At 47.5% G+C, this 18,302-nt stretch carries 19 protein-coding genes; 15 read left to right on the plus strand and 4 right to left on the minus strand.

What is annotated here, in order from left to right:
* Positions 1 to 18 precede the first annotated feature (18 nt).
* The 10 genes from BVU_RS16965 to BVU_RS17010 all read left to right on the plus strand — a co-directional run bounded on the left by BVU_RS16965 (position 19) and on the right by BVU_RS17010 (position 9,592).
* Positions 19 to 717, plus strand: coding sequence for a hypothetical protein (locus BVU_RS16965; RefSeq protein WP_049764370.1), 699 nt, complete (start codon positions 19 to 21; stop codon positions 715 to 717).
* A 25-nt stretch (positions 718 to 742) separates the two neighbouring features.
* Positions 743 to 1,384: a DUF5045 domain-containing protein gene (locus BVU_RS16970; protein WP_085938697.1), complete on the plus strand. Its 642-nt coding sequence runs from the start codon at positions 743 to 745 to the stop codon at positions 1,382 to 1,384.
* Positions 1,385 to 1,415: 31 nt separating this feature from the next.
* Positions 1,416 to 2,555 carry a membrane protein gene (locus tag BVU_RS16975; RefSeq protein ID WP_012055658.1) on the plus strand — a complete coding sequence of 380 codons (1,140 nt, stop codon included), beginning with the start codon at positions 1,416 to 1,418 and terminating at the stop codon, positions 2,553 to 2,555.
* Positions 2,556 to 2,573: 18 nt separating this feature from the next.
* A complete protein-coding gene (gene traK / locus BVU_RS16980; protein WP_012055659.1) occupies positions 2,574 to 3,170 on the plus strand; it encodes a conjugative transposon protein TraK in 597 nt (198 codons plus the stop codon).
* A gap of 101 nt (positions 3,171 to 3,271) precedes the next feature.
* Positions 3,272 to 3,763 (plus strand): hypothetical protein, encoded by a 492-nt coding sequence (locus BVU_RS16985; RefSeq protein ID WP_012055660.1) that lies wholly within the window; start codon positions 3,272 to 3,274, stop codon positions 3,761 to 3,763.
* Complete coding sequence (gene traM, locus BVU_RS16990) at positions 3,763 to 4,998, plus strand: conjugative transposon protein TraM (protein ID WP_041174574.1); 1,236 nt, start codon at positions 3,763 to 3,765, stop codon at positions 4,996 to 4,998. The genes BVU_RS16985 and traM overlap by 1 nt, the downstream gene beginning before the upstream one ends.
* Positions 4,999 to 5,133: 135 nt before the next feature.
* Positions 5,134 to 6,006 carry a conjugative transposon protein TraN gene (gene traN, locus BVU_RS16995; protein ID WP_012055662.1) on the plus strand — a complete coding sequence of 291 codons (873 nt, stop codon included), beginning with the start codon at positions 5,134 to 5,136 and terminating at the stop codon, positions 6,004 to 6,006.
* A 3-nt stretch (positions 6,007 to 6,009) separates the two neighbouring features.
* Entirely contained in the window at positions 6,010 to 6,483 is a 474-nt protein-coding gene (locus BVU_RS17000) for a hypothetical protein (RefSeq protein WP_012055663.1), read from the plus strand.
* Positions 6,484 to 6,505: 22 nt separating this feature from the next.
* Positions 6,506 to 8,842 carry a type IV secretory system conjugative DNA transfer family protein gene (locus BVU_RS17005; RefSeq protein WP_012055664.1) on the plus strand — a complete coding sequence of 779 codons (2,337 nt, stop codon included), beginning with the start codon at positions 6,506 to 6,508 and terminating at the stop codon, positions 8,840 to 8,842.
* Positions 8,843 to 8,896: 54 nt separating this feature from the next.
* On the plus strand, positions 8,897 to 9,592 hold the full coding sequence (locus BVU_RS17010; RefSeq protein ID WP_012055665.1) for a TraX family protein: 696 nt from the start codon (positions 8,897 to 8,899) through the stop codon (positions 9,590 to 9,592).
* On the opposite strand, the gene BVU_RS17015 is transcribed toward BVU_RS17010, so the two are convergent.
* From BVU_RS17015 to BVU_RS17025, 4 genes are all read right to left on the minus strand, one after another.
* Positions 9,576 to 10,649 (minus strand): hypothetical protein, encoded by a 1,074-nt coding sequence (locus BVU_RS17015; protein ID WP_012055666.1) that lies wholly within the window; start codon positions 10,647 to 10,649, stop codon positions 9,576 to 9,578. The genes BVU_RS17010 and BVU_RS17015 overlap by 17 nt on opposite strands.
* Complete coding sequence (locus tag BVU_RS17020; RefSeq protein WP_143707635.1) at positions 10,649 to 11,926, minus strand: hypothetical protein; 1,278 nt, start codon at positions 11,924 to 11,926, stop codon at positions 10,649 to 10,651. The genes BVU_RS17015 and BVU_RS17020 overlap by 1 nt, the downstream gene beginning before the upstream one ends.
* An 86-nt stretch (positions 11,927 to 12,012) precedes the next feature.
* The gene (locus BVU_RS21085) at positions 12,013 to 12,540 is read right to left on the minus strand and encodes a hypothetical protein (protein ID WP_012055668.1); all 528 of its coding nucleotides are present in this window, start codon (positions 12,538 to 12,540) and stop codon (positions 12,013 to 12,015) included.
* Positions 12,541 to 12,733: 193 nt separating this feature from the next.
* Complete coding sequence (locus BVU_RS17025; protein ID WP_041174479.1) at positions 12,734 to 13,360, minus strand: glucosaminidase domain-containing protein; 627 nt, start codon at positions 13,358 to 13,360, stop codon at positions 12,734 to 12,736.
* 90 nt (positions 13,361 to 13,450) lie between these two features.
* On the opposite strand from BVU_RS17025, the gene BVU_RS17030 reads away from it, so the two are divergent.
* From BVU_RS17030 to BVU_RS17050, 5 genes are read left to right on the plus strand one after another with little or no spacing between them, the layout of a single operon-like run.
* Positions 13,451 to 14,227, plus strand: a complete 777-nt coding sequence (locus tag BVU_RS17030) for a DUF4099 domain-containing protein (RefSeq protein ID WP_041174575.1) — start codon at positions 13,451 to 13,453, stop codon at positions 14,225 to 14,227.
* A gap of 12 nt (positions 14,228 to 14,239) precedes the next feature.
* Positions 14,240 to 15,508, plus strand: a complete 1,269-nt coding sequence (locus BVU_RS17035) for a DNA mismatch repair protein MutS (RefSeq protein WP_012055670.1) — start codon at positions 14,240 to 14,242, stop codon at positions 15,506 to 15,508.
* A gap of 53 nt (positions 15,509 to 15,561) precedes the next feature.
* Positions 15,562 to 15,792: a hypothetical protein gene (locus tag BVU_RS17040; protein ID WP_041174480.1), complete on the plus strand. Its 231-nt coding sequence runs from the start codon at positions 15,562 to 15,564 to the stop codon at positions 15,790 to 15,792.
* Positions 15,776 to 17,101 (plus strand): ArdC family protein, encoded by a 1,326-nt coding sequence (locus BVU_RS17045; protein ID WP_012055671.1) that lies wholly within the window; start codon positions 15,776 to 15,778, stop codon positions 17,099 to 17,101. Before BVU_RS17040 ends, BVU_RS17045 begins: the two co-directional genes overlap by 17 nt.
* 16 nt (positions 17,102 to 17,117) lie before the next feature.
* Entirely contained in the window at positions 17,118 to 18,302 is a 1,185-nt protein-coding gene (locus BVU_RS17050) for a DUF3991 and TOPRIM domain-containing protein (RefSeq protein ID WP_012055672.1), read from the plus strand.

An 18,302-nucleotide genomic window follows, 5' to 3' on the forward strand; every position in this document is an offset into this window, starting at 1 on the left:
CACGCAACTTATACGGCTATGAAACACTGGAAAAAGAAATTGGGCGCATTGTGTTTGATGCTATCTGTCATGTCCTCAAATATGAGCTATGCCGTGGTCATACCCAAGGACCTGCCCACCATCGAAGCCCTGATAGCCCTGCACAAGTGCATCAAGAAGGACGAGGACCAGGCACTGGGCAGAGTGGCCACCAGCTTCGGGGAGCAGTCCATGATCACGAAAGGCGCCAACAAGTTCAACGAGGTGCGGACCACGCTGAACACCAAGATAAGCAATGCCCATTCCTACTTGGTGCTGGCCGGAGCCATTTCCTCCACCGCCAACTCGCTCTACATACTGGTCAAGGAGTACAAGGACTTTACCTCCAACACCTTCAAGCATGTCAAGAAGAAGCCCTTTGTGGGATGGTACTATGCCGATGCCAACGTGGCGATAGCCCGGGAAGTGAAGCACTGCTACAAGCTCTACGCTTCCGTGGCCGCTTTGGGCATCAACCTGATGAAAGCCTCCATGGACGAGAAACTGAACCTGGTGATGACCCTCAAAGCCACCATTGACAAGGCCCGCTACATCGTGGACAATGCGAACCTCTACTGCTTTCTCATCACCGACTGCGGCTGGAAGCCCGACTACATCTGGGAAATACTCAACTCCAACGTGAAGGACGAGATTGTGAATCGTGTCATCAATCAATGGAACAAAGGATATGCGGTATAGAATTTTATTACTCTGCTTGCTGGGCATGACAGTGGTTTCCGGTCTGTATGCCCAGCGTCCTACCAAGGACAAGGAAAAGGCCCGGCAGTGGCAGTCCATGGAGAACGGTCCCTGGGACTTCGCACCGGACTGGTACTACTTCTTTCTGCACAAGAAATACTCGGGAGCGGAAATGTACTGGAAGTGGGCAGGATTCCAATCCGGCTTCCGGGTGCGCTTCAAGGAGCACAAATCCAACGTGAAGCGCATCATGCCCACCCGGGTAACGGCGGAAGAGACCCAGCGGCAGAAAATCAAGAAGGTGGAGGAAGAGCGCCAGAAGATGGAGGAACTCTATCAGGAGGAATTGCTCCGCGAGGCAGACCGCAACGTGGATCTGATGTTCCCTTCCTACAAGGACGAGTTCAACCGGATGCAGGACTGCATCACCGACGGACTGCTCTACTGCATGCAGAAAAGCAAGGGCAAGCTCCAGTACCAGGTGGATGAACTGAGCCGCCAGAATGAAATCCTCTGTGCCGACATCGCCTACATCCACAAGATGGGAGTCGGCTACGGACTGGAGAATGCCAAGCGGCAGAAGGCTTACGAGGAAGCCCGGCAGAAGATGGAGGAACTGGTCAAACGGACCGCCAACCTCTGTGCGGTGGCTTCCACGCATTATTAAAAGGAATATGTAACGAAAATAGAATGAAAATATGAATCTACTGTTAGTACCATTAACCATCGGATTGCCTGCCATTGACGAGAGTCTGGACAAGCTGCTGGTCGCCATGGAAACCTTTCCCAATGTAGCGGTGCTGGGTGATGCCATCGGACTGGCACGCATCCTCGGCCTGTTGCTGGCGCTCTGTGTAGGCTCCTACGAATGCTGGATGATGATGCTCGGGCGGCGCGGCATGGACGTGATGAAACTCCTGCGCATCATCGGCATTTCCATCTGTATCTCTTCTTCCTCCTGGATCTGTCAGGCCCTGCAGGCTCCCGGCAAAGGACTGGAAACCGCGACCAAGGCCATGGCAAAAGCCAAGAACAAGGAAGTGGCCGCTTTCGAGCTGAAGGTGGCGCAGAAACAGAGTGAATACCTCGACCGGCTGAGAGCCGTGCAGGACTCCATATCTACCGCTCAGCAGGTAGCCGCCATCGGACAGGATGCCGCCTGGTGGGACAAGCTCATCTACAACGTGGAGAATCTGGGCAACACCATCAACAACTATGCCCAGCGGGCAGCGGTGGCGGCTGAAACCAAGATGAGCGAATGGATCAACGATGTCATCCGTTTTGTGGGGGAACTGATATTCCAGATGTCCTACTACGGCATTCTGGTGGCGCAGCGTATCTTCATGGCCATCATGATGATTTTCTGTCCCATCATGTTCGCCCTGTCCCTGGCTCCGCCCTGGAATTCGGCCTGGAGCCAGTGGATGTCGAAGTTCCTTTCCCTCTCGTTGTGGGGTTTCGTCACCTATATGTGCATCTACTACATTGACTTTATCCTGCTTTATAATTTGCAGCAGGATTTGATTGCCTACAACCATCTTCTTCATGGCTCGGTGAACTCATGGGAGCAGATAGGCGCCTTGGGACTGCAGGGCATCGGCTCCAACTGCATGTATGCCATGGGCATGCTAGTGGGTGCCTATATCATCCGCTTTGTTCCTGAAGTGGCTTCGTGGCTCATTCCGGGCGGTATCAGTTCGGGTGCAGGTTCAGCAGCAGGCAGTACGGTGATGGGCATGGCAGCAATGGCAGGCGGTGCAGCCGGCGGAGCGGCAGGTTCCGTAGTGGGCGGTGCCATTTCCATGATCAAGCCCAAGTCCAAGTCAGGAAAGAAATAATCTCTAATCCCAACGAATATGCTTATTGAATCATTAGCACAGAAAACGAAACTCGCCCTGATGACGGTGCTGGCCACGATAGGTGGCTGCACCCTCATCTGCGGGTTCACCGTCTGGTGCTGCATCTCGCTCGTGACGAAAGAGCGCGAGCAGATCTACATACTGGACGGTGACATTCCCTTCCTGGCACAGCGTGCCCGGCTGGAAGCGAACTTCACGATGGAAGCCAAAGCCCATATCCAGCTCTTCCATCAGTACTTCTTTAATCTGCCTCCTGACAACGACTACATCAAGTGGACGGTCGGCAAGGCGATGTACATGGCAGACGGTACGGCCCTCAAACAGAAGCAGGCTTTGGATGAGAACGGATTCTACTCCGACATCATCTCTTCCTCGGCAGTCTGTACCATCATGTGTGACTCTATTCAGTTCGACGAACATGAACGGAAGTTTACCTACTACGGAACGCAGCTCATCAAGCGCCGAACCAAGGACTTGAAGCGCAGCATGATTACCACGGGGTACATTGAATCGGTTCCCCGAACCCGGAATAATCCGCATGGACTGCTGATTACCAACTGGCGAACACTGGAGAATAAAGATCTCGATTACTGATGATAATCAGGTAATTACTCACAAATTACCGAAGAATTACTCAGTAATTACCAAGTAATAACCAAGAATAACTGAAGAATAACCATCAAATAACTGCCTATATGAAATCATTTAGAAAGACACTTCAGGAAAGCAGGCTCAAGACGCATCACTTGATACGCTCCTGGCTGCAACCCAGGTTGGGAGCCGTTGGCACCAGGTACCGCCTGGCAGGACGCATCCGGCTGGCCAACATCTGGGCAAGAAAGCATCCCAAACGCACCTTTGCCTATGTCACCGGTTCACTCTTTTTCCTGCTGGCAAGTACCGTGGCTATCGACAGCATGACCTTGTCAGACCAACGTGAGCCGGATGTCAGTAGCATTGCCCAGTTGGAACCCATCTTTTCCGGATTCCGTACCATTCAGGCAAACAAGAGCGTACACCGTACCACGCTGACGGAGTTGACCCATGAAGGGCAGCTGCTCCGGGAAAAATTGGATTCGTTGATAGCGATACCGCATAAAAGCCATCAGGATTCTATCCACATTGTGCAAAGCTACAACCGGCTGGAATCCATCGTCAAATCACTTAAAAACAATGACCATCCATGATCAGTAAAATCAATTTCAAACAGCCCAAGTACATCTTCCCGCTGGTGGTGTTCATTCCCCTGTGTGCCCTGGTGTACTTCGTGATGCAGACCTTCGGAGGCAGCGAGGACGCCCAGCAGACGGTTGCCACCGACCGCATCAATACGGAACTGCCGCAAGCCAATGCGGAGGAAGCCGGAGATAAAATGTATGAGATGTTGCGCCGTTTCGGGGACGAAGATGCCTTCACTGCGATTGGTGCCATCGGTGAAGAACAGAAAGAGAACGAGGAACTAGAGCACGGCTACAGCGAAGACGAACTTAACAAACTGGATGCAGCAGAAGCGGAACGGCTTCGTCAGCAACGGGAAATGGAGGAACTGGAGAGGTCGTTGGCCGAGTCCAGAAGACACATCAATTCCTTTGCATACGGGGATAATCCTTCTTCCGGAAATAGGTCAGGTAATGGAAGCAGAACTGGTACATCTACTGCTACCGAAGGCTATACTTCACAAGATGACTTCGCCCGTGACCTGGAGGAAATTCAGCGCAGAAGTTTCGAGCGCCAGAAGGCTATTGAAAGCGGATTGGGTATCGGACGTTTTGACCGTGATGAACAAGCGGAGAAGCTGCGGAAGGATTCCATAGCCAAAGTCCGTCAGGCCGAAAAGGAGCGCAACCGCCCCAAGCTTGTCATCAAGTCCGGTGATACCAATGCGGAGAAGTTTCATACGGTAACATCTCCTGATGATGTAGCGGAAGCCAAGTTGATCCGTGCTATGATTGACCAGACCACTAAGGCAAAAGAAGGGACCAGACTTCGTTTCAAATTGCTGGACGACATTACCGTCAGCAACACCAAGTTGAAGAAAGGCACCTACCTCTATGGAACAGTGACAGGCTTCGGACAGCAGCGTGTCAAGGCTACCATTACCAGTATTCTGGTCGGTGATAAGTTCATCAACGTGAAGCTTTCTGTGTTCGATAATGACGGCATGGAAGGGTTTTATGTACCAGAATCTTCCTTCCGTGAGTTTGTAAAGGATGCCAGCTCCAGTGCCGTGCAGCAGAACATCAGTTTTGAATCGGAAGATGGCTATGGCTCTGGAATCTCGGGTGAAGCCCTGGCACTGCAAGCCTTGCAAAACGTCTATAACTCAGCTTCTTCGGCTATCTCGTCCAATATCCGCAAGAACAAGGCGAAAATCAAGTACAACACGATTGTTTACCTAATCAACTCGGAGGAAGCAAGATGATAAGCCAAGAATAAAAATAGGTAAACTATCTTACTAATCATATAGTCAACAAAGTTACAAATCATAGAGTAAGTAAGATTACAAATAATAAAGTAAGCAATTCAACCAATCAGTAAATCATAAATATTACTCAATATGAAAGCGAAATTATTTTTACTTTTCTTCGGTCTTCTCGGTATTGTCGTACAGGCTGCAGCCAAGGAGAAGATCTATGTGAACTGTGAGGTCACTACCCATATCGTCATGCCCGAGAACATCAAGTTGGTGGACATATCTACAACCAAGATTATGGGCAACCAGTGTGCCGACAATATGGTACGCATCAAGCCTTATCTGGAGCAAGACTCCATCAAGGCTTCCTTTGACGAGAATGAGTTACTGGGCACCATCACCCTGGTTGGAGAGCGCCATATCGCTCAGTATGAAGTGGTTTATACCCATTATCCCAGCATGGCAGCCTCCATCTTTGAAGTGGCCTACAGTGATACCCAGTCCTATATCAACCCCGAAGTGTCGATGCCCAAGGCCGAAATGGTACGCTATGCGTGGGCGGTGTATGGCAGCAAGCGAAAGTACAATCAGGTGGTGTCGAATGCCCACGGCATGAAGGCCATCGTCAACAATATCTATACCATCGGCGACTACTTCTTTATTGATTATTCCTTACAGAACAAGACGAAGATTGCCTACGATATAGAGGAACTCCGCGTGAAGCTGACGGACAAGAAAGAGACGAAAGCCACCAACTCGCAGACCATCGAATTGACACCGGTTTACTCATTGAACCCCGTCAAGAAGTTCAAGAAGAATTACCGCAATGTGCTGGTGATTGAGAAGCTGACCTTCCCGGATGAGAAGGTGCTCCGTCTGGAAATCTCAGAGAACCAAATCAGTGGCCGTGTCATTACGCTCACCATTGAATATGAAGACATCCTCAATGCCGATGGCTTTGATTCGGACATTCTGAAGAATTCCTCTTGTTATCTGTATTACTATATTTACCGCTAAGTTATGAAGAAAATCTTATTTGTTTTAGTATGTGCGTTTGCCGTGCTTTCGGCATCTGCACAGGACAAGAAACTCACGCTGAATGCAGGTTTCCTGTTTCCGAATACTTTGAATGCGATGATTGGTTACGAGCATCCGTTGAGCTATGGCAATGCCGTGGAAATCTACGGTGAAGTGGGGAATCATTGGCAGAAACCCACCTGCTGCCGGTTCTGGAAGGGTTACTATTGGGATGGCGGATTGGTCTATAAGCAGCGACTGGTACGTTACAAGAACGGCATACTTCGCTTCCGTCTCGGTCCTCAGTTCGGTGCCACCCAGAAGAAGTTCTTCCTCGGTGTGGAAGCCGGCTTTGAATACAGCTATGTCTTTCAGAACGGCTGGGAGTTTTCGCTGATCCAGAAGAACAACGTGAACTTCCTGCATGGAGATACCTTCCGTAACGGACTCTTACTCGGTGTGAAGATTCCTTTTTAGTATTCACTCAATCTGATGGCTTATGGCATTCGAAGAAACCCGGGAACAGCAACAGATGTACAACTACTTCCGCAGTTGCATCTACATCTTTCTCATCATCGAGATTGTGATGAATCTTCCCATTACAGCGGATAACCGTGTCACGCAGTTTATTCTGGACCTTCTGGCACGCTTCAAGGTGTTCAATTCCGTATCGGGCTGCAAGGTGGCTGAGCTGATCTGCATCTGTGTGGTCTGTATCGGAACAAAGGCGAAGAAGGCGCTGAAGTTCAACGTGAAGACGATGGTCATCTATCCGGTGCTGGCGGGATTGACATTGGTCGGCATGTGTTTTATCTTTCACGGCATGAATATCGGTATAAGCTGGTTTGGCTTCCCGGCCAACCGCATCCTTTATACACTCTGCTCGGTCGTAGGTACCATGCTGGTGCATCAGGGGCTGGACGGTATTGCCAAGTACTACAACTACAAGGTGGGTGAAGACCGCTTCAACTTCGAGAACGAATCGTTCCAGCAATCAGAAACTCTGGTAGCCAATGACTATTCGGTGAACATCCCGATGATTTACTACTGGAAGCAGAAGATGCACAAAGGCTGGATCAACATCATCAATCCTTTCCGTGGGACGATTGTGCTGGGTACACCGGGTTCGGGTAAGTCGTTCGGTATCATCGATCCTTTTATCCGTCAGCACGCTGCCAAGGGATTTGCTATCATGTGCTACGATTTCAAGTTCCCGACGTTGGCCAAGACACTTTTCTATCAGTATTGTAAGAACCGCAAGGCAGGTAAACTGCCGCAAAACTGCGGCTTTCGCATCATCAACTTCACGGATGTGGAGTATTCCGACCGCATCAATCCGATTCAGCGCAAGTATATTCCGGACCTGGCGGCAGCATCGGAAACCGCTGCTACTTTGCTGGCTTCCCTGAACAAGGGAGGCGGTGAAAAGAAAGGCGGTTCGGAGGCGTTTTTTACCAATTCGGCAGAGAACTTTTTGGCAGCCATCATCTATTTCTTTGTGAACTTCCATCCGGTAGGCTTCAAGAATGGCAAGAAGCTGAAACGCTATGTTTCCCTGGCACCAGACTCCGAAGTGGTCATACCCGAGGGAAATAAACTGGAATTGGTGATACGGAATTGGGACGATTACCATGCCCTCGATGCAAAGGGCAACATCATCCTGGACTTTGTGGACAAAAACGGCAACGACGTGTCAACGGATGAAGACCGGATGTTTGTGGATTTAAACGGCTTCTCGTATTTGGACCGGACGGGTAAACGAGTTCACATAGAACGCTGCTGGTACGAAGATGATAAAGGCAAGGAAGTGGAGCCGGACACCATCACCGGGGAATATTCGGATATGCCACATGTGCTGTCCTTCTTAGGCAGGTCCTACGACCAGGTGTTCAACATTCTGATGCAGGACGACAAGATTGCTTCCCTCATGGCGCCCTTTAAGAGTGCCTACGAGAACAAGGCGAACGACCAGTTGGAAGGTATGGTGGGTACCCTTCGTGTGAATGCAGCCAGACTGGTATCTCCGGAAGCCTACTGGGTGTTTACGGGAGATGACTTCGACTTGAAGATTTCGGACAAGGCAAATCCGAGCTATCTGGTGATTGCCAACGACCCGGAGAAGGAACAGGTCATTGGCTCCTTGAATGCACTGGTGCTGAACCGACTGATTACCCGAGTCAATTCCAAGGGAAATATCCCGGTGAGCATCATCGTGGATGAGCTGCCTACACTCTACTTCCATAAGATAGACCGCTTGATAGGTACGGCTCGCTCCAACAAGGTGGCAGTGACCCTGGGTTTTCAGGAGCTGCCGCAGCTTGAAGCGGACTATGGCAAGGTGGGTATGCAGAAGATTATCACGACCTGCGGCAACATCTTCATGGGTGCTGCCCGTAACAAGGAAACGCTGGAATGGGCGCAGAATGATGTGTTCGGCAAGGCGAAGCAGACTTCCCGGTCCATCTCCATCAACGACAACAAGGTATCGACCACCATCTCTGAGAAGATGGACTACCTGGTGCCTGCTGCCAAGATAGCGGATATGGCAACCGGCTGGCTGGCAGGCCAGGCTGCCCGTGACTTCACGGCTACGGACGACAGCATGCTGAACCACTTCGACATCGAGCAGTCGGAGGAGTTCAAGACCACGAAGTACTTCTGCAAGACGCACTTCGACATGAAGAAGATTAAGGACGAAGAGAACCACTATGTACCGCTGCCGAAAATCTATGAGTTCAAGAACGACCGCGAGAAGGAAATCATGCTGAACCGCAACTTCAAGCGGGTGAACGAGGAGGTGGACAAGATGGTCAAGGAACTGCTGGGTATGGCATAAGCACCTTGAAGTAACACCTTTATAGAATAACGTAGTACATTGTAAAACAGTGAAATGAATATATATTATTCCACCAATACTTCAATTCGATTGAGTGGTAGCGCACTGAAGATCATCGCCGTCCTTTCGATGGTGGCAGACCACGGTGCCTACTACTTGATGGAGCACGGAACACTCCTTTACGAGGTCATGCGCTGCTTTGGTCGCATCGCCTTTCCAGTGTTCGCCTTCCTCATAGCAGAAGGCTTCCGGCATACCCGAAACCGGATGAAGTATTTCCTACAGCTGCTGGGATTTGCCGTAGTCAGCGAGGTGCCCTGGTACCTGCTGAATGGCGCAGACGGGACGCACAATGTGCTCTTTACGCTGGCACTGGGTGTAATGGCACTGGCATCTTTTGAGGCATTAAAAAAGGATGGCATCCTCTGTGGGACTGTCATACTTTCTATAGCTGGCTTCGCCACTTGGTCCGGTGTGGACTATGAGTGGCGAGGGATTCTGATGATGGTGGTGTTCTACCTGTTCGGGAATGTCAGCAATCTTTCTTTTCCCTCTGGTAGAAAGGCGCAGCTATTCTGTGCCTTTCTACTCATGATGCACTATGGGATAGTCGGCGCTTTGCTGGCATACCTGGTGATTGCTTGTTATGATGGGACTAGAGGGTTCATCCATGGCAAGGTGGCGAAGTATGGGTTTTATGCGTTCTATCCGGTGCATCTGTTTTTTATCCTTGTTATGCAGCCTTCATAAATTCTTTTCTTAATTTTTCATATGATACAGAAATATCATTACTTGCTTCTATAACAGAATCTATCTGAACTTTTGAAATGTTTTGGGGAATTATTCGACGTTCGGCTAACTCTTTTAAAAGAGCTGTTGAGGTTCGCAGTAAAAATAAAAGATTTTCTGGTATTGTATTAATATTGTTTTTATAGGTTACAGATATTATATCAAGAATTTGTTCTATAGCAGGAATAAACTTTTCGTTTACATCAGTATACACCTTTGCTATGTTGTTCAAAGCAATAGAAAGATTTTCAATTTTACTATTGTCGCTTTTCATTTTTTCAAAAACTAGATTTGTCTTATTTTGAATATCTGAGAATTTATTTTCAAGTTCATTTATTTTTTGTTTGACAAGAAATGGTGTTACTAGATATGCTGGGAATACGGGTATGATTGGCATATTTTCCAATACTTTTGTATATAGGTCATTGTTTATTGAATCGAATTCTTTAGTAATGAAATTGAACTCTTTATTTAATATGAAAGCCCTCATGTCAATAGACTCCATAGGGTAATCTTCAAGCTGACTATTTATCCCTAGTTTGCATAGTTTAAGAGCTACTTTCTTAAGTATATAGTCTTTCATTATAGGCTTGCGTTTATTGATAGTGTCTATTTGTGCCTGAACATCATATATAAATTGCTCATGTTTAATAACATAGTTATTGTATTCATTCTTGGCTGTATTAATATAGTTCACAATATTTTCTTTTGTTCTAGCAAGTCTCTTTCCTGGAAATACTATATCAGAAACAAATTCCCATATAGCTCCTAAAATTTGACTTGGCATATCGACAAAATAGTTTACCGCTATTGCGCCTGTGCCCATGGTTGTCAAAATCCATGCTTGCTCTTGATCTGACATTTTTTGGAATTGTCTGTCTTTCCTGAGCTCCTCTTCATTGTTTCCGTATTTTGATACTAGTCCAATACTTTTCGTATCTAAAATTAACGTAGATGTATAAGAAGCAGAAACGGTATCACTGATAATGTTCCTAATGGCAGGGTTTGTTGTATTCATTACATGTTCCAATTTATAGTTCCATTATTATTCTCATTTTTAAACTCGCTAAAGTTATTATAGTCCAAAACTATGTTTAAGTTTTTTGCAAGGGCAAGAACTTCGTAGCTGGCATCTGTAAAATCAGATTTTTCCATTGATTTTGAAAAACGATCTAAAATCAGGCGTGATTCAAGTGTGGATTGCCTCATTTTTTCTATGACAGCTTCGTTCATACTTTGCGTGGCTTGTCGAATTTCATTTATTCTCTCTTCAAACAACTCCTTAATTCTCGCGTTTCTTCTGTCGGCTTTGACATTGAAAATATCTGCTTTGTCTAAGAGATAAAATACAAGCATCGAGGCCAATCCAGATAGTAATGTTGAAATAACACCTCGTAAACTCTCTGGTATAATTGGAGTTTTTTCGAGCATGGAATCTATCCATATTCCGCACAATGCAGCAGCGCTTGCTCCGAATATTTTGAGAATGGCATCTCCTTTTTCAGCAGGTGTTGATGTTTTAGCATTGCTTCCGAAGAGGACATTGTATGATTGTGTCATAATCTTAATTCCTTCCTTGATTATTCTAAATGCTTGCTTAAAAATCCCTACAAACATACCTATGATACCTTCTATTATTGTAGAAATGAGTGTTTTGAGCGTGCTCATGATGGAGGAACACACATTCCCAAAATTAGTCATCTGTGACCATACATATTCTTTTACTCTACTAAATCGAATAGAGAATGCTCTTTTAAATGATTCAGCATTAACGCCCTCTTTAAATCCGTAAATAATGGAATCTTTCATTTCATAGAAAAGAGGTTTAATCATGAATAATATAGCAGATCCCATAGTGTACATTAGGGTCTGTTTACCTGCACTTTTTATATTTGTGCGGTGGATATCATATGCTTTATCTTTTGCTAATTCTTTATCAATTATATTTCTTTCCTCTTGTGTCAACTTACGACCTAACTCATTTTCTTTCTTATTAAATGCCTCCTTTCGTATCTCTCTATCAGCCTGTCCTTGGCCCAATAAATTTTTTATAACGGCATTATTAACACCATTTTCTATAGCCTTTTGTGCATTTTGCTCCATTTTAATCATGTTAGCTTTTTGTTCTGGTGTTAAGTCAATATATTCTTTACCTTGAGACTTTAAAACCTCTTGTTGTTTTATAAATTCGCTATTGGACATTTCCCTTTTGGGATTATTGATTCTTCGTCCTGTAACGGCAAGATTTTTTTCTGAGTTGGCAATTCTTTTTATATCGCCATCACTAAGTCCCATATTGTTTTGTAATTGGTTAAAAATCTGTTTCAAGGGTACAATATGATCAGTTTCTGCGTTATACAAATTTTTTTGGTCATTTCTTCTTAAATCAGGGTTGCTTTTTTTGCAGTAATGTTATTTTCTCCAGTATATTCATCTGTTAAATTCTTACGTGTTCCTGCTTCTTTTATTTTTTCATTTTTATATCGTCCCATTTCGCTTGTATTTTGATAAGTTGAGCGATCATAGGTAGAACGATTTTCATCACTCCATTGTTTGTTTATCAAATCTTGATTATGCTTTTCTACATAGGTGTCAGGTAATAAATAAATGCCTAGGCCATCATAATTAAAGGAATTACATTCTATCATTACTCGGTTTGCATTAAGACCGATTTTTTGTGTTATTCCTTTAAACATAGGCAGCATCAATAAAGCATCAACGATTGATGTCATAACAGGTGTTACAACATTATCAATTAGTTCTTCTTTCTGAAAATCTGTGTTGATACGATTAAGCATTTCTTCTGCTGTTTCACAATCGTATTGTTCTAGCTGCATCAATAGAGAAGGTATTTCAAGCGGAGATGCATTAGTTATTTTCTTCTGGAATTCATTAATGTCTATACTCATAGTTATTTGATTAAAGATTAATGCAAAAGTACGTTTTTCCTTTTGATTATTCAACATTTCCCATTTGACTTTTTCTATATCCTTTTTGAAGGTAGAGATTCTTTTATTAATTATTCTCTGCGCAGTTTGCTTGTTTAGCGGTAGGTAAGTATTTTATTCTCATCCGTTTTCTAATGAAAGTATGAGATTTTAGTTACAATTGGTATAATATCCGAATCACTTCACGCACATACCTTGGATCTTCCGCATAGCCAATCTTATGCAACCATAACAAATAATTGCCGCCAGTGTATTTGTATTGGACTTTGGTATAGTAGGCCCGGACACTTTCCGTCCAATGGTTGAACTCATAGTACTTTCCGGTTTTTGGATTCGTAAGTCCGAACAGGTTATGTCGGTTTCGGCAGAGCGGTGAACGGAACCAGCCCGTTTCGAGGATGGCTTGTGCCAGTACTATCTTTGGATGCCGGATGCCATTGCGGATGATTTCCTGATAAAGATTGAGTATGGTCAGTGCTGGCAGCGTTTTAGTTTCTGCTTTGACTTCTTTTGTTCGCACTAATTTTGGGGACGTTTTATTGTAACTTTTTTGGTCACTTTGTCCTTTATAGCCCCTTGTGGGCGCTAATGTACATAAACTATCCTTTTCTGCCTTTTTGCAAGACTCAAAAGCGACCAAACCCCTCTGTAAGGTATCAGGAGGCACTTTTTGCTTCTTTTCAGGACGGATTTCCGTCTCTTTTGTAATCGTATAGAACTGTGCCGATGCCGAAACGGAACCAAGAATCAGCAACGCGGCGCAAAGAATGATGTTGTGCATTTCTTTTCAATGATAGGGTTGACAATACTTTTGCGGGTGTTCAAGGCGGTTCCGACCGCAAATATATCGTTTTACTTAAACAATACGAAAATGCACAACATCAATCATTCTGAAAGGCTGCCCTACGAGAAGTTGGCGGCATTGGGCATTGACCGGGAAAAGGCCGAAAGCCTCCCTCAGGAAGTGAAGGAGAAACTGGCATCTGGAGAGGTCACCCCGCTCATGCAGGTGTCCATCAGTGCCCGTAACGGAGACATCATCACGCTTCCCCTCAAACTTCAGCTGACCACCGACCAGCAAGGTAATCCGGCGCTTATGGCTTATCCCGTCCGTGCCGTACTGGAAAAGGAACACAACCAGGTGTTGCGCCTCACGGAACAGGAAGCCGAAAGGCTCAACAAGGGTGAGGTCATCCAGAAAGCCGTGGAAGTCAACGGCGAAAAGACCCAGCAGTATCTGCAACTCGATCCCGAAACCAAATCAATCTTCCATCGCAGGGTTACAGACGTTCAGCTGGAACAGAAGCTCAAGGACATGGAAAAGGTCAACGACATCGAACTGGGCATGCAGCAAAAGCAGCAGGTACGCGAGGGAAAACCCATTGAGCTGAATGTAGGCGGCGAGAAAGTGTCGGTCGGTGTGGACTTGAAAGAGCCCCAGGGCTTCAAGGTCATTCAGGGCGACATGAAAGAGTGGGAACGACAGCAGAAGCTCCGCTACGACGAGCAGCATCCCGAGTACCTGGGACTGGTGATGACAGACAAGAACCGCTGGGAATACCAGCAGGTGGTGGACAAACAGTCACAGGAAAGAGCCTTGAAACTCCATGCGCCCAAAACAGAAAAATCCCAAGGTCTCAAACTCTAAATCCTTTTCCCTATGGTCAAGAAGAATGCAGAGAAGGATGCCGGTTTTGTCCAGCAGTTCAACGAATTGAAGAAGAAACATCCCGATGCGGTGCTGCTTTTCCGCAAGGGCGACTTCTACGAAATGTACAAGGAGGATGCACTCAAAGCATCGGTGATACTGGCGCTGAAGGTATCAGACAAGATTCTGCCGCTGGAAAATGACCCCATCAAGCTCCTGACCTTTCCCCGTCATGAACTGGACAAGCATCTGCCCAAGCTGATTCGCTCTGGTCAGCGGGTCGCCATCTGCGAGGCGATAGACCAGCCGAAATTGATGAAGAAGCCCAGAGAGAAGACCGGGAAAGAATTGAAAGAAACGAACACCTCTAACAAGAATACTATGGCGAAAAAGAAGAAAGAACAGGCTGTGCAGGAAGAGCCTACCAAGACTGTGAAAAGTGCAGTGGAGGAAAAACCTGCCAAGGAAATGAAGAGTGAACAAGCAACCGAGCAGAAAGCGGAAGCCAAGCAGGAACGCAAGCCACGCGAACCGCAGATGATTACCGCCAACGGCGAGAAAGTCAGCCACGGCCATGCCTTCCAGAGCACCATCAACCCGGCGGACTGGTACTTCACCGCCAAGATTGACGGCGTACAGCTGAAGCCACAGAAGATGGACGCTGCGGATTTGGCCGCTTACCAAAAGAAGGAAATGACGGTGCCCCAGCTGATGGAGAGGTATTATCCGACCAAGCTCATGCCGAAGGTATCGGAAGAAGCGTACCAAATGCCGAAGCAATTGTCTGGCCCTGATGGTGCCATCACCATCGACAAGTTCAATGTCTATAAGGAAAAGGATGAACAGCGCCCGGACTACAGCAAGTATAAGTTCTATGTGCAGATGGGCGACACCAAGATGTCGGCCGTGGCATCCCGTGAGGACCTGGATGCCTACTTCGACCGGGTGGTCAGTCCCACACAACTTGTGGAAAAGAACTTTGGGGAGCGCCTGCATCTGCAGTCAGCCTACGAGAAGTACCAGCTTCCCGAGGGAGTGGACCCCAAGGGAGTCCGTGTGGCCAAGGACCACTCCGACAACAAATGGAAGGTGTCGATGGACCTGGGCGACAAGGGCAAGACCAGCAAGCATGAAATCTCCTTCGACGACGGCTACTCGCTCTTCAAAGCCAAGACCGCTACCCGTGAACAGATTGCAGCCAAGTACCTCAATACGGAAATCACAGGTATGCTTTCAGCCGTGACCAACAAACTGGAGAAGTCGGCTTCCATGAAAATGTAACAAAATCAAGAGAAACAAACGAATATTCAAGAAACAATAAAAGACGAAAAGATATGACAGCTAAAAAGACACACGAGGAGTTGGTGGAACTCCTTCAGGCTGGTAAAATCGGCTTCCTCCGCTTTGTGATGGACGGCGATAATGCAGAGGACTATCTGGAATGGTGCCAGACCCACGGCACGGATCCTTCGGATGAATCCGCAGAGTTTTATGTCGAACAGACGGACATTGACCGGATGGACCGTCAGGTAATGGATGACGAAAGCTATGGCGTATGGAACTAACACATCAGGCAATGCCGGACAGGTAGCCATCGACCGCTTTGCCGAAATGATGATAGCCCGCATGGAGCAGATGAAGGCTTCCGAATGGAAGAAATGCTGGATTGGCGGCGCATCCGGATTTGCAGGTCTCCCGCAGAACGTGGGAGGCCGCAACTACTCGGGTTCCAACTCCTTCTTCCTCCAGCTGCAGACCGCAGCGCAGGGCTACCAACTACCGGTGTACCTCACCTTCAAGCAGGCGCACAACTTGAAGGCCCATATACTGAAAGGTGAAAAGGCTTTTCCGGTGGTCTATTGGGACGTGCTGGCCAAGGACAAGAACGGCCATAAGGTCAGTTCGGATGAGTATAAGGCCATGAGCAAGGAGGAGAAGAAAGGCATGGATGTCATTCCCTTCTTCAAGGCCTTCCCCGTATATAACATCGACCAGACCAACCTGGCAGAGGTGCAGCCCGAACGGGTGCAGAAACTCATGGAGAAGTTCAAGGTGCCCGAACTTCGGGATAAGGAAGGCATGTATGCCCATGCCGCCCTCGACCGGATGATTGAGACGCAAGGCTGGCTCTGTCCCATACAGGCGAACAAACGTGAGGACGGTGCCTACTATTCTCCGGCTCGCGATATCGTGGTACTGCCTATGAAGGAGCAGTTCAACATCGGCAATACCCCCGAGGAAATCTACCGGGGTGGCATGGAATTTTATTCCACCATGCTGCACGAGATGACGCACTCCACCATGACTCCCGAACGGCTCAACCGCGAGATGGGCGGACGCTTCGGAGACCTGAAATACGCCAAGGAAGAACTGGTAGCCGAACTGACCGCTGCCATGATCAGCCATTCGATGGGCTTTGACATGAAAGTGACGGACAATTCCGCAGCTTATTTGGATTCCTGGATTGGGGTATTGAAGCAGGAACCCAAGTTCATCGTTTCCGTCATGGCGGACGTGAACAAGGCTTCGGACCTGATTCTGGACCATGTGGACAAGCAGCGGCTGGCACTCAACGAGCAGCCTTACCTGACGAAGAACGACCCGTTTGCCCCGTTGGGCGAAGGCGAAGAAGTGCCGTTCAAGAATGCGGCCATCGTGAAGACAAGGAATGGCGACTATGCCATCCGTGCTTCGTATGACGGTGTGGAGTTAGGCTTGAAGAAGGTATCGAAAGATACGGCCAAGACCTACTTCCAGCTGACGGACTACAAGGACAAGGCAGCCTTCCTGAACATGACGGCGCACAAGACATTTGAGCCGGAGATAGCCAATCTCAAACGTACGCAGGCTGTGGGAGCGAAAATGAGTATCTAATCACACAATCAATACCATGACTGATTACAAGGTAAACTTCAAGGACCTCAAAGCTAAGGTAGGCATCGACGATGTAGCCTATGCGCTCGGGTACCGCCTGGACCGCAAGGCCGGTGTGGGCCGCTACATGGAACTGGTGTTGGGTGACGGCAAGGATAAGCGGGATGCGCTTGTGATATGTCATCCTCAAGACAAGGCTTCCCAGCGGTTCTTCCGCCGTGACGGTTCCAAGGGGGATGTGGTCACATTCATCCGGGAGAACCTGAACGCCTTCAATGTGTCGGGCAAGGATGAATGGCAGAAGATAGCCAAGGTGCTGTCCCGCTTTGCCAACATGCCCGAACCTGAATACCGCGAAGACCGGGAGTATGTGCAGTCAGTCAGGTGTCATGCCACCTTCGACAGCTCCAGGTATGAGGTGAAGCCGATAAATCCCGATAAGATTCCGGCCATCTTCCAACAAAGGGGATTGTCCGATGAAACGGTACGCACCTTTGCTCCGTTCATCCGGCTCATCCGCGACAGGAAGAACGAGAACTTTGACGGCTACAACATCGGCTTCCCTTATACCAACGGAGAGAACGACAAGGTCCGGGGCTACGAACTGCGGGGGTACGGTGGTTACAAATCCAAGGCTGCCGGAAGTGATTCCAGTTCTTCCGCATGGGTGGCTGATCTCTCCGGCGGCAATCAGCAGGCAGTCAGGAACGTGTTCTTCTGTGAGTCGGCTTTCGATGCCATGGCTTTCTACCAACAGAATCAAAGTCTGTTGAAAAACGATACGGCTTTGGTCTCCTTGGGCGGTACGTTCTCCGATGGTCAGGTTCAAGGAGTCATGAAACGCTTCCCGAATGTCCGTCCGTTTGATTGTTTCGACAATGATTTGGCAGGTCGCATCTACGGGTTGCGTATGCTGTCACTCTTGGAGGACATTCCGATGAGAATCAACAAAGTCGAAGATGTTATCCGTATAGAAGCCAAGGGAAAAACCTTTGACCTCATGCAAGGTCGTTCCTTTGTGGAACAGTTGAGCGAACAACTCAGCATCCGCTACAAGATGGGGCAATGGTTGCCACCCAAGGCATTCAAGGACTGGAATGATTGTCTGCTCAACAAGCCCATAGATATAAAACCCTCGCTCTCGCAGGAGGATAGAAAGAATAATCTGGCCGAACGCAGAAATGCAGGCCCTAAATTATAA

This window comes from Phocaeicola vulgatus ATCC 8482, from assembly GCF_000012825.1.
Taxonomy (GTDB): domain Bacteria; phylum Bacteroidota; class Bacteroidia; order Bacteroidales; family Bacteroidaceae; genus Phocaeicola; species Phocaeicola vulgatus.

Excerpts from the sequence above, each read along its gene's own strand:
- BVU_RS16965 (WP_049764370.1), top strand. The coding sequence starts at position 19 with ATGAAACACTGGAAAAAGAAATTGGGCGCATTGTGTTTGATGCTATCT.
- BVU_RS16970 (WP_085938697.1), top strand. The coding sequence starts at position 743 with ATGACAGTGGTTTCCGGTCTGTATGCCCAGCGTCCTACCAAGGACAAG.
- BVU_RS16975 (WP_012055658.1), top strand. The coding sequence starts at position 1,416 with ATGAATCTACTGTTAGTACCATTAACCATCGGATTGCCTGCCATTGAC.
- traK (WP_012055659.1), top strand. The coding sequence starts at position 2,574 with ATGCTTATTGAATCATTAGCACAGAAAACGAAACTCGCCCTGATGACG.
- BVU_RS16985 (WP_012055660.1), top strand. The coding sequence starts at position 3,272 with ATGAAATCATTTAGAAAGACACTTCAGGAAAGCAGGCTCAAGACGCAT.
- traN (WP_012055662.1), top strand. The coding sequence starts at position 5,134 with ATGAAAGCGAAATTATTTTTACTTTTCTTCGGTCTTCTCGGTATTGTC.
- BVU_RS17000 (WP_012055663.1), top strand. The coding sequence starts at position 6,010 with ATGAAGAAAATCTTATTTGTTTTAGTATGTGCGTTTGCCGTGCTTTCG.
- BVU_RS17005 (WP_012055664.1), top strand. The coding sequence starts at position 6,506 with ATGGCATTCGAAGAAACCCGGGAACAGCAACAGATGTACAACTACTTC.
- BVU_RS17010 (WP_012055665.1), top strand. The coding sequence starts at position 8,897 with ATGAATATATATTATTCCACCAATACTTCAATTCGATTGAGTGGTAGC.
- BVU_RS17015 (WP_012055666.1), bottom strand. The coding sequence starts at position 10,649 with ATGAATACAACAAACCCTGCCATTAGGAACATTATCAGTGATACCGTT.
- BVU_RS17020 (WP_143707635.1), bottom strand. The coding sequence starts at position 11,926 with ATGGGACTTAGTGATGGCGATATAAAAAGAATTGCCAACTCAGAAAAA.
- BVU_RS21085 (WP_012055668.1), bottom strand. The coding sequence starts at position 12,540 with ATGAGTATAGACATTAATGAATTCCAGAAGAAAATAACTAATGCATCT.
- BVU_RS17025 (WP_041174479.1), bottom strand. The coding sequence starts at position 13,360 with ATGCACAACATCATTCTTTGCGCCGCGTTGCTGATTCTTGGTTCCGTT.
- BVU_RS17030 (WP_041174575.1), top strand. The coding sequence starts at position 13,451 with ATGCACAACATCAATCATTCTGAAAGGCTGCCCTACGAGAAGTTGGCG.
- BVU_RS17035 (WP_012055670.1), top strand. The coding sequence starts at position 14,240 with ATGGTCAAGAAGAATGCAGAGAAGGATGCCGGTTTTGTCCAGCAGTTC.
- BVU_RS17040 (WP_041174480.1), top strand. The coding sequence starts at position 15,562 with ATGACAGCTAAAAAGACACACGAGGAGTTGGTGGAACTCCTTCAGGCT.
- BVU_RS17045 (WP_012055671.1), top strand. The coding sequence starts at position 15,776 with ATGGCGTATGGAACTAACACATCAGGCAATGCCGGACAGGTAGCCATC.
- BVU_RS17050 (WP_012055672.1), top strand. The coding sequence starts at position 17,118 with ATGACTGATTACAAGGTAAACTTCAAGGACCTCAAAGCTAAGGTAGGC.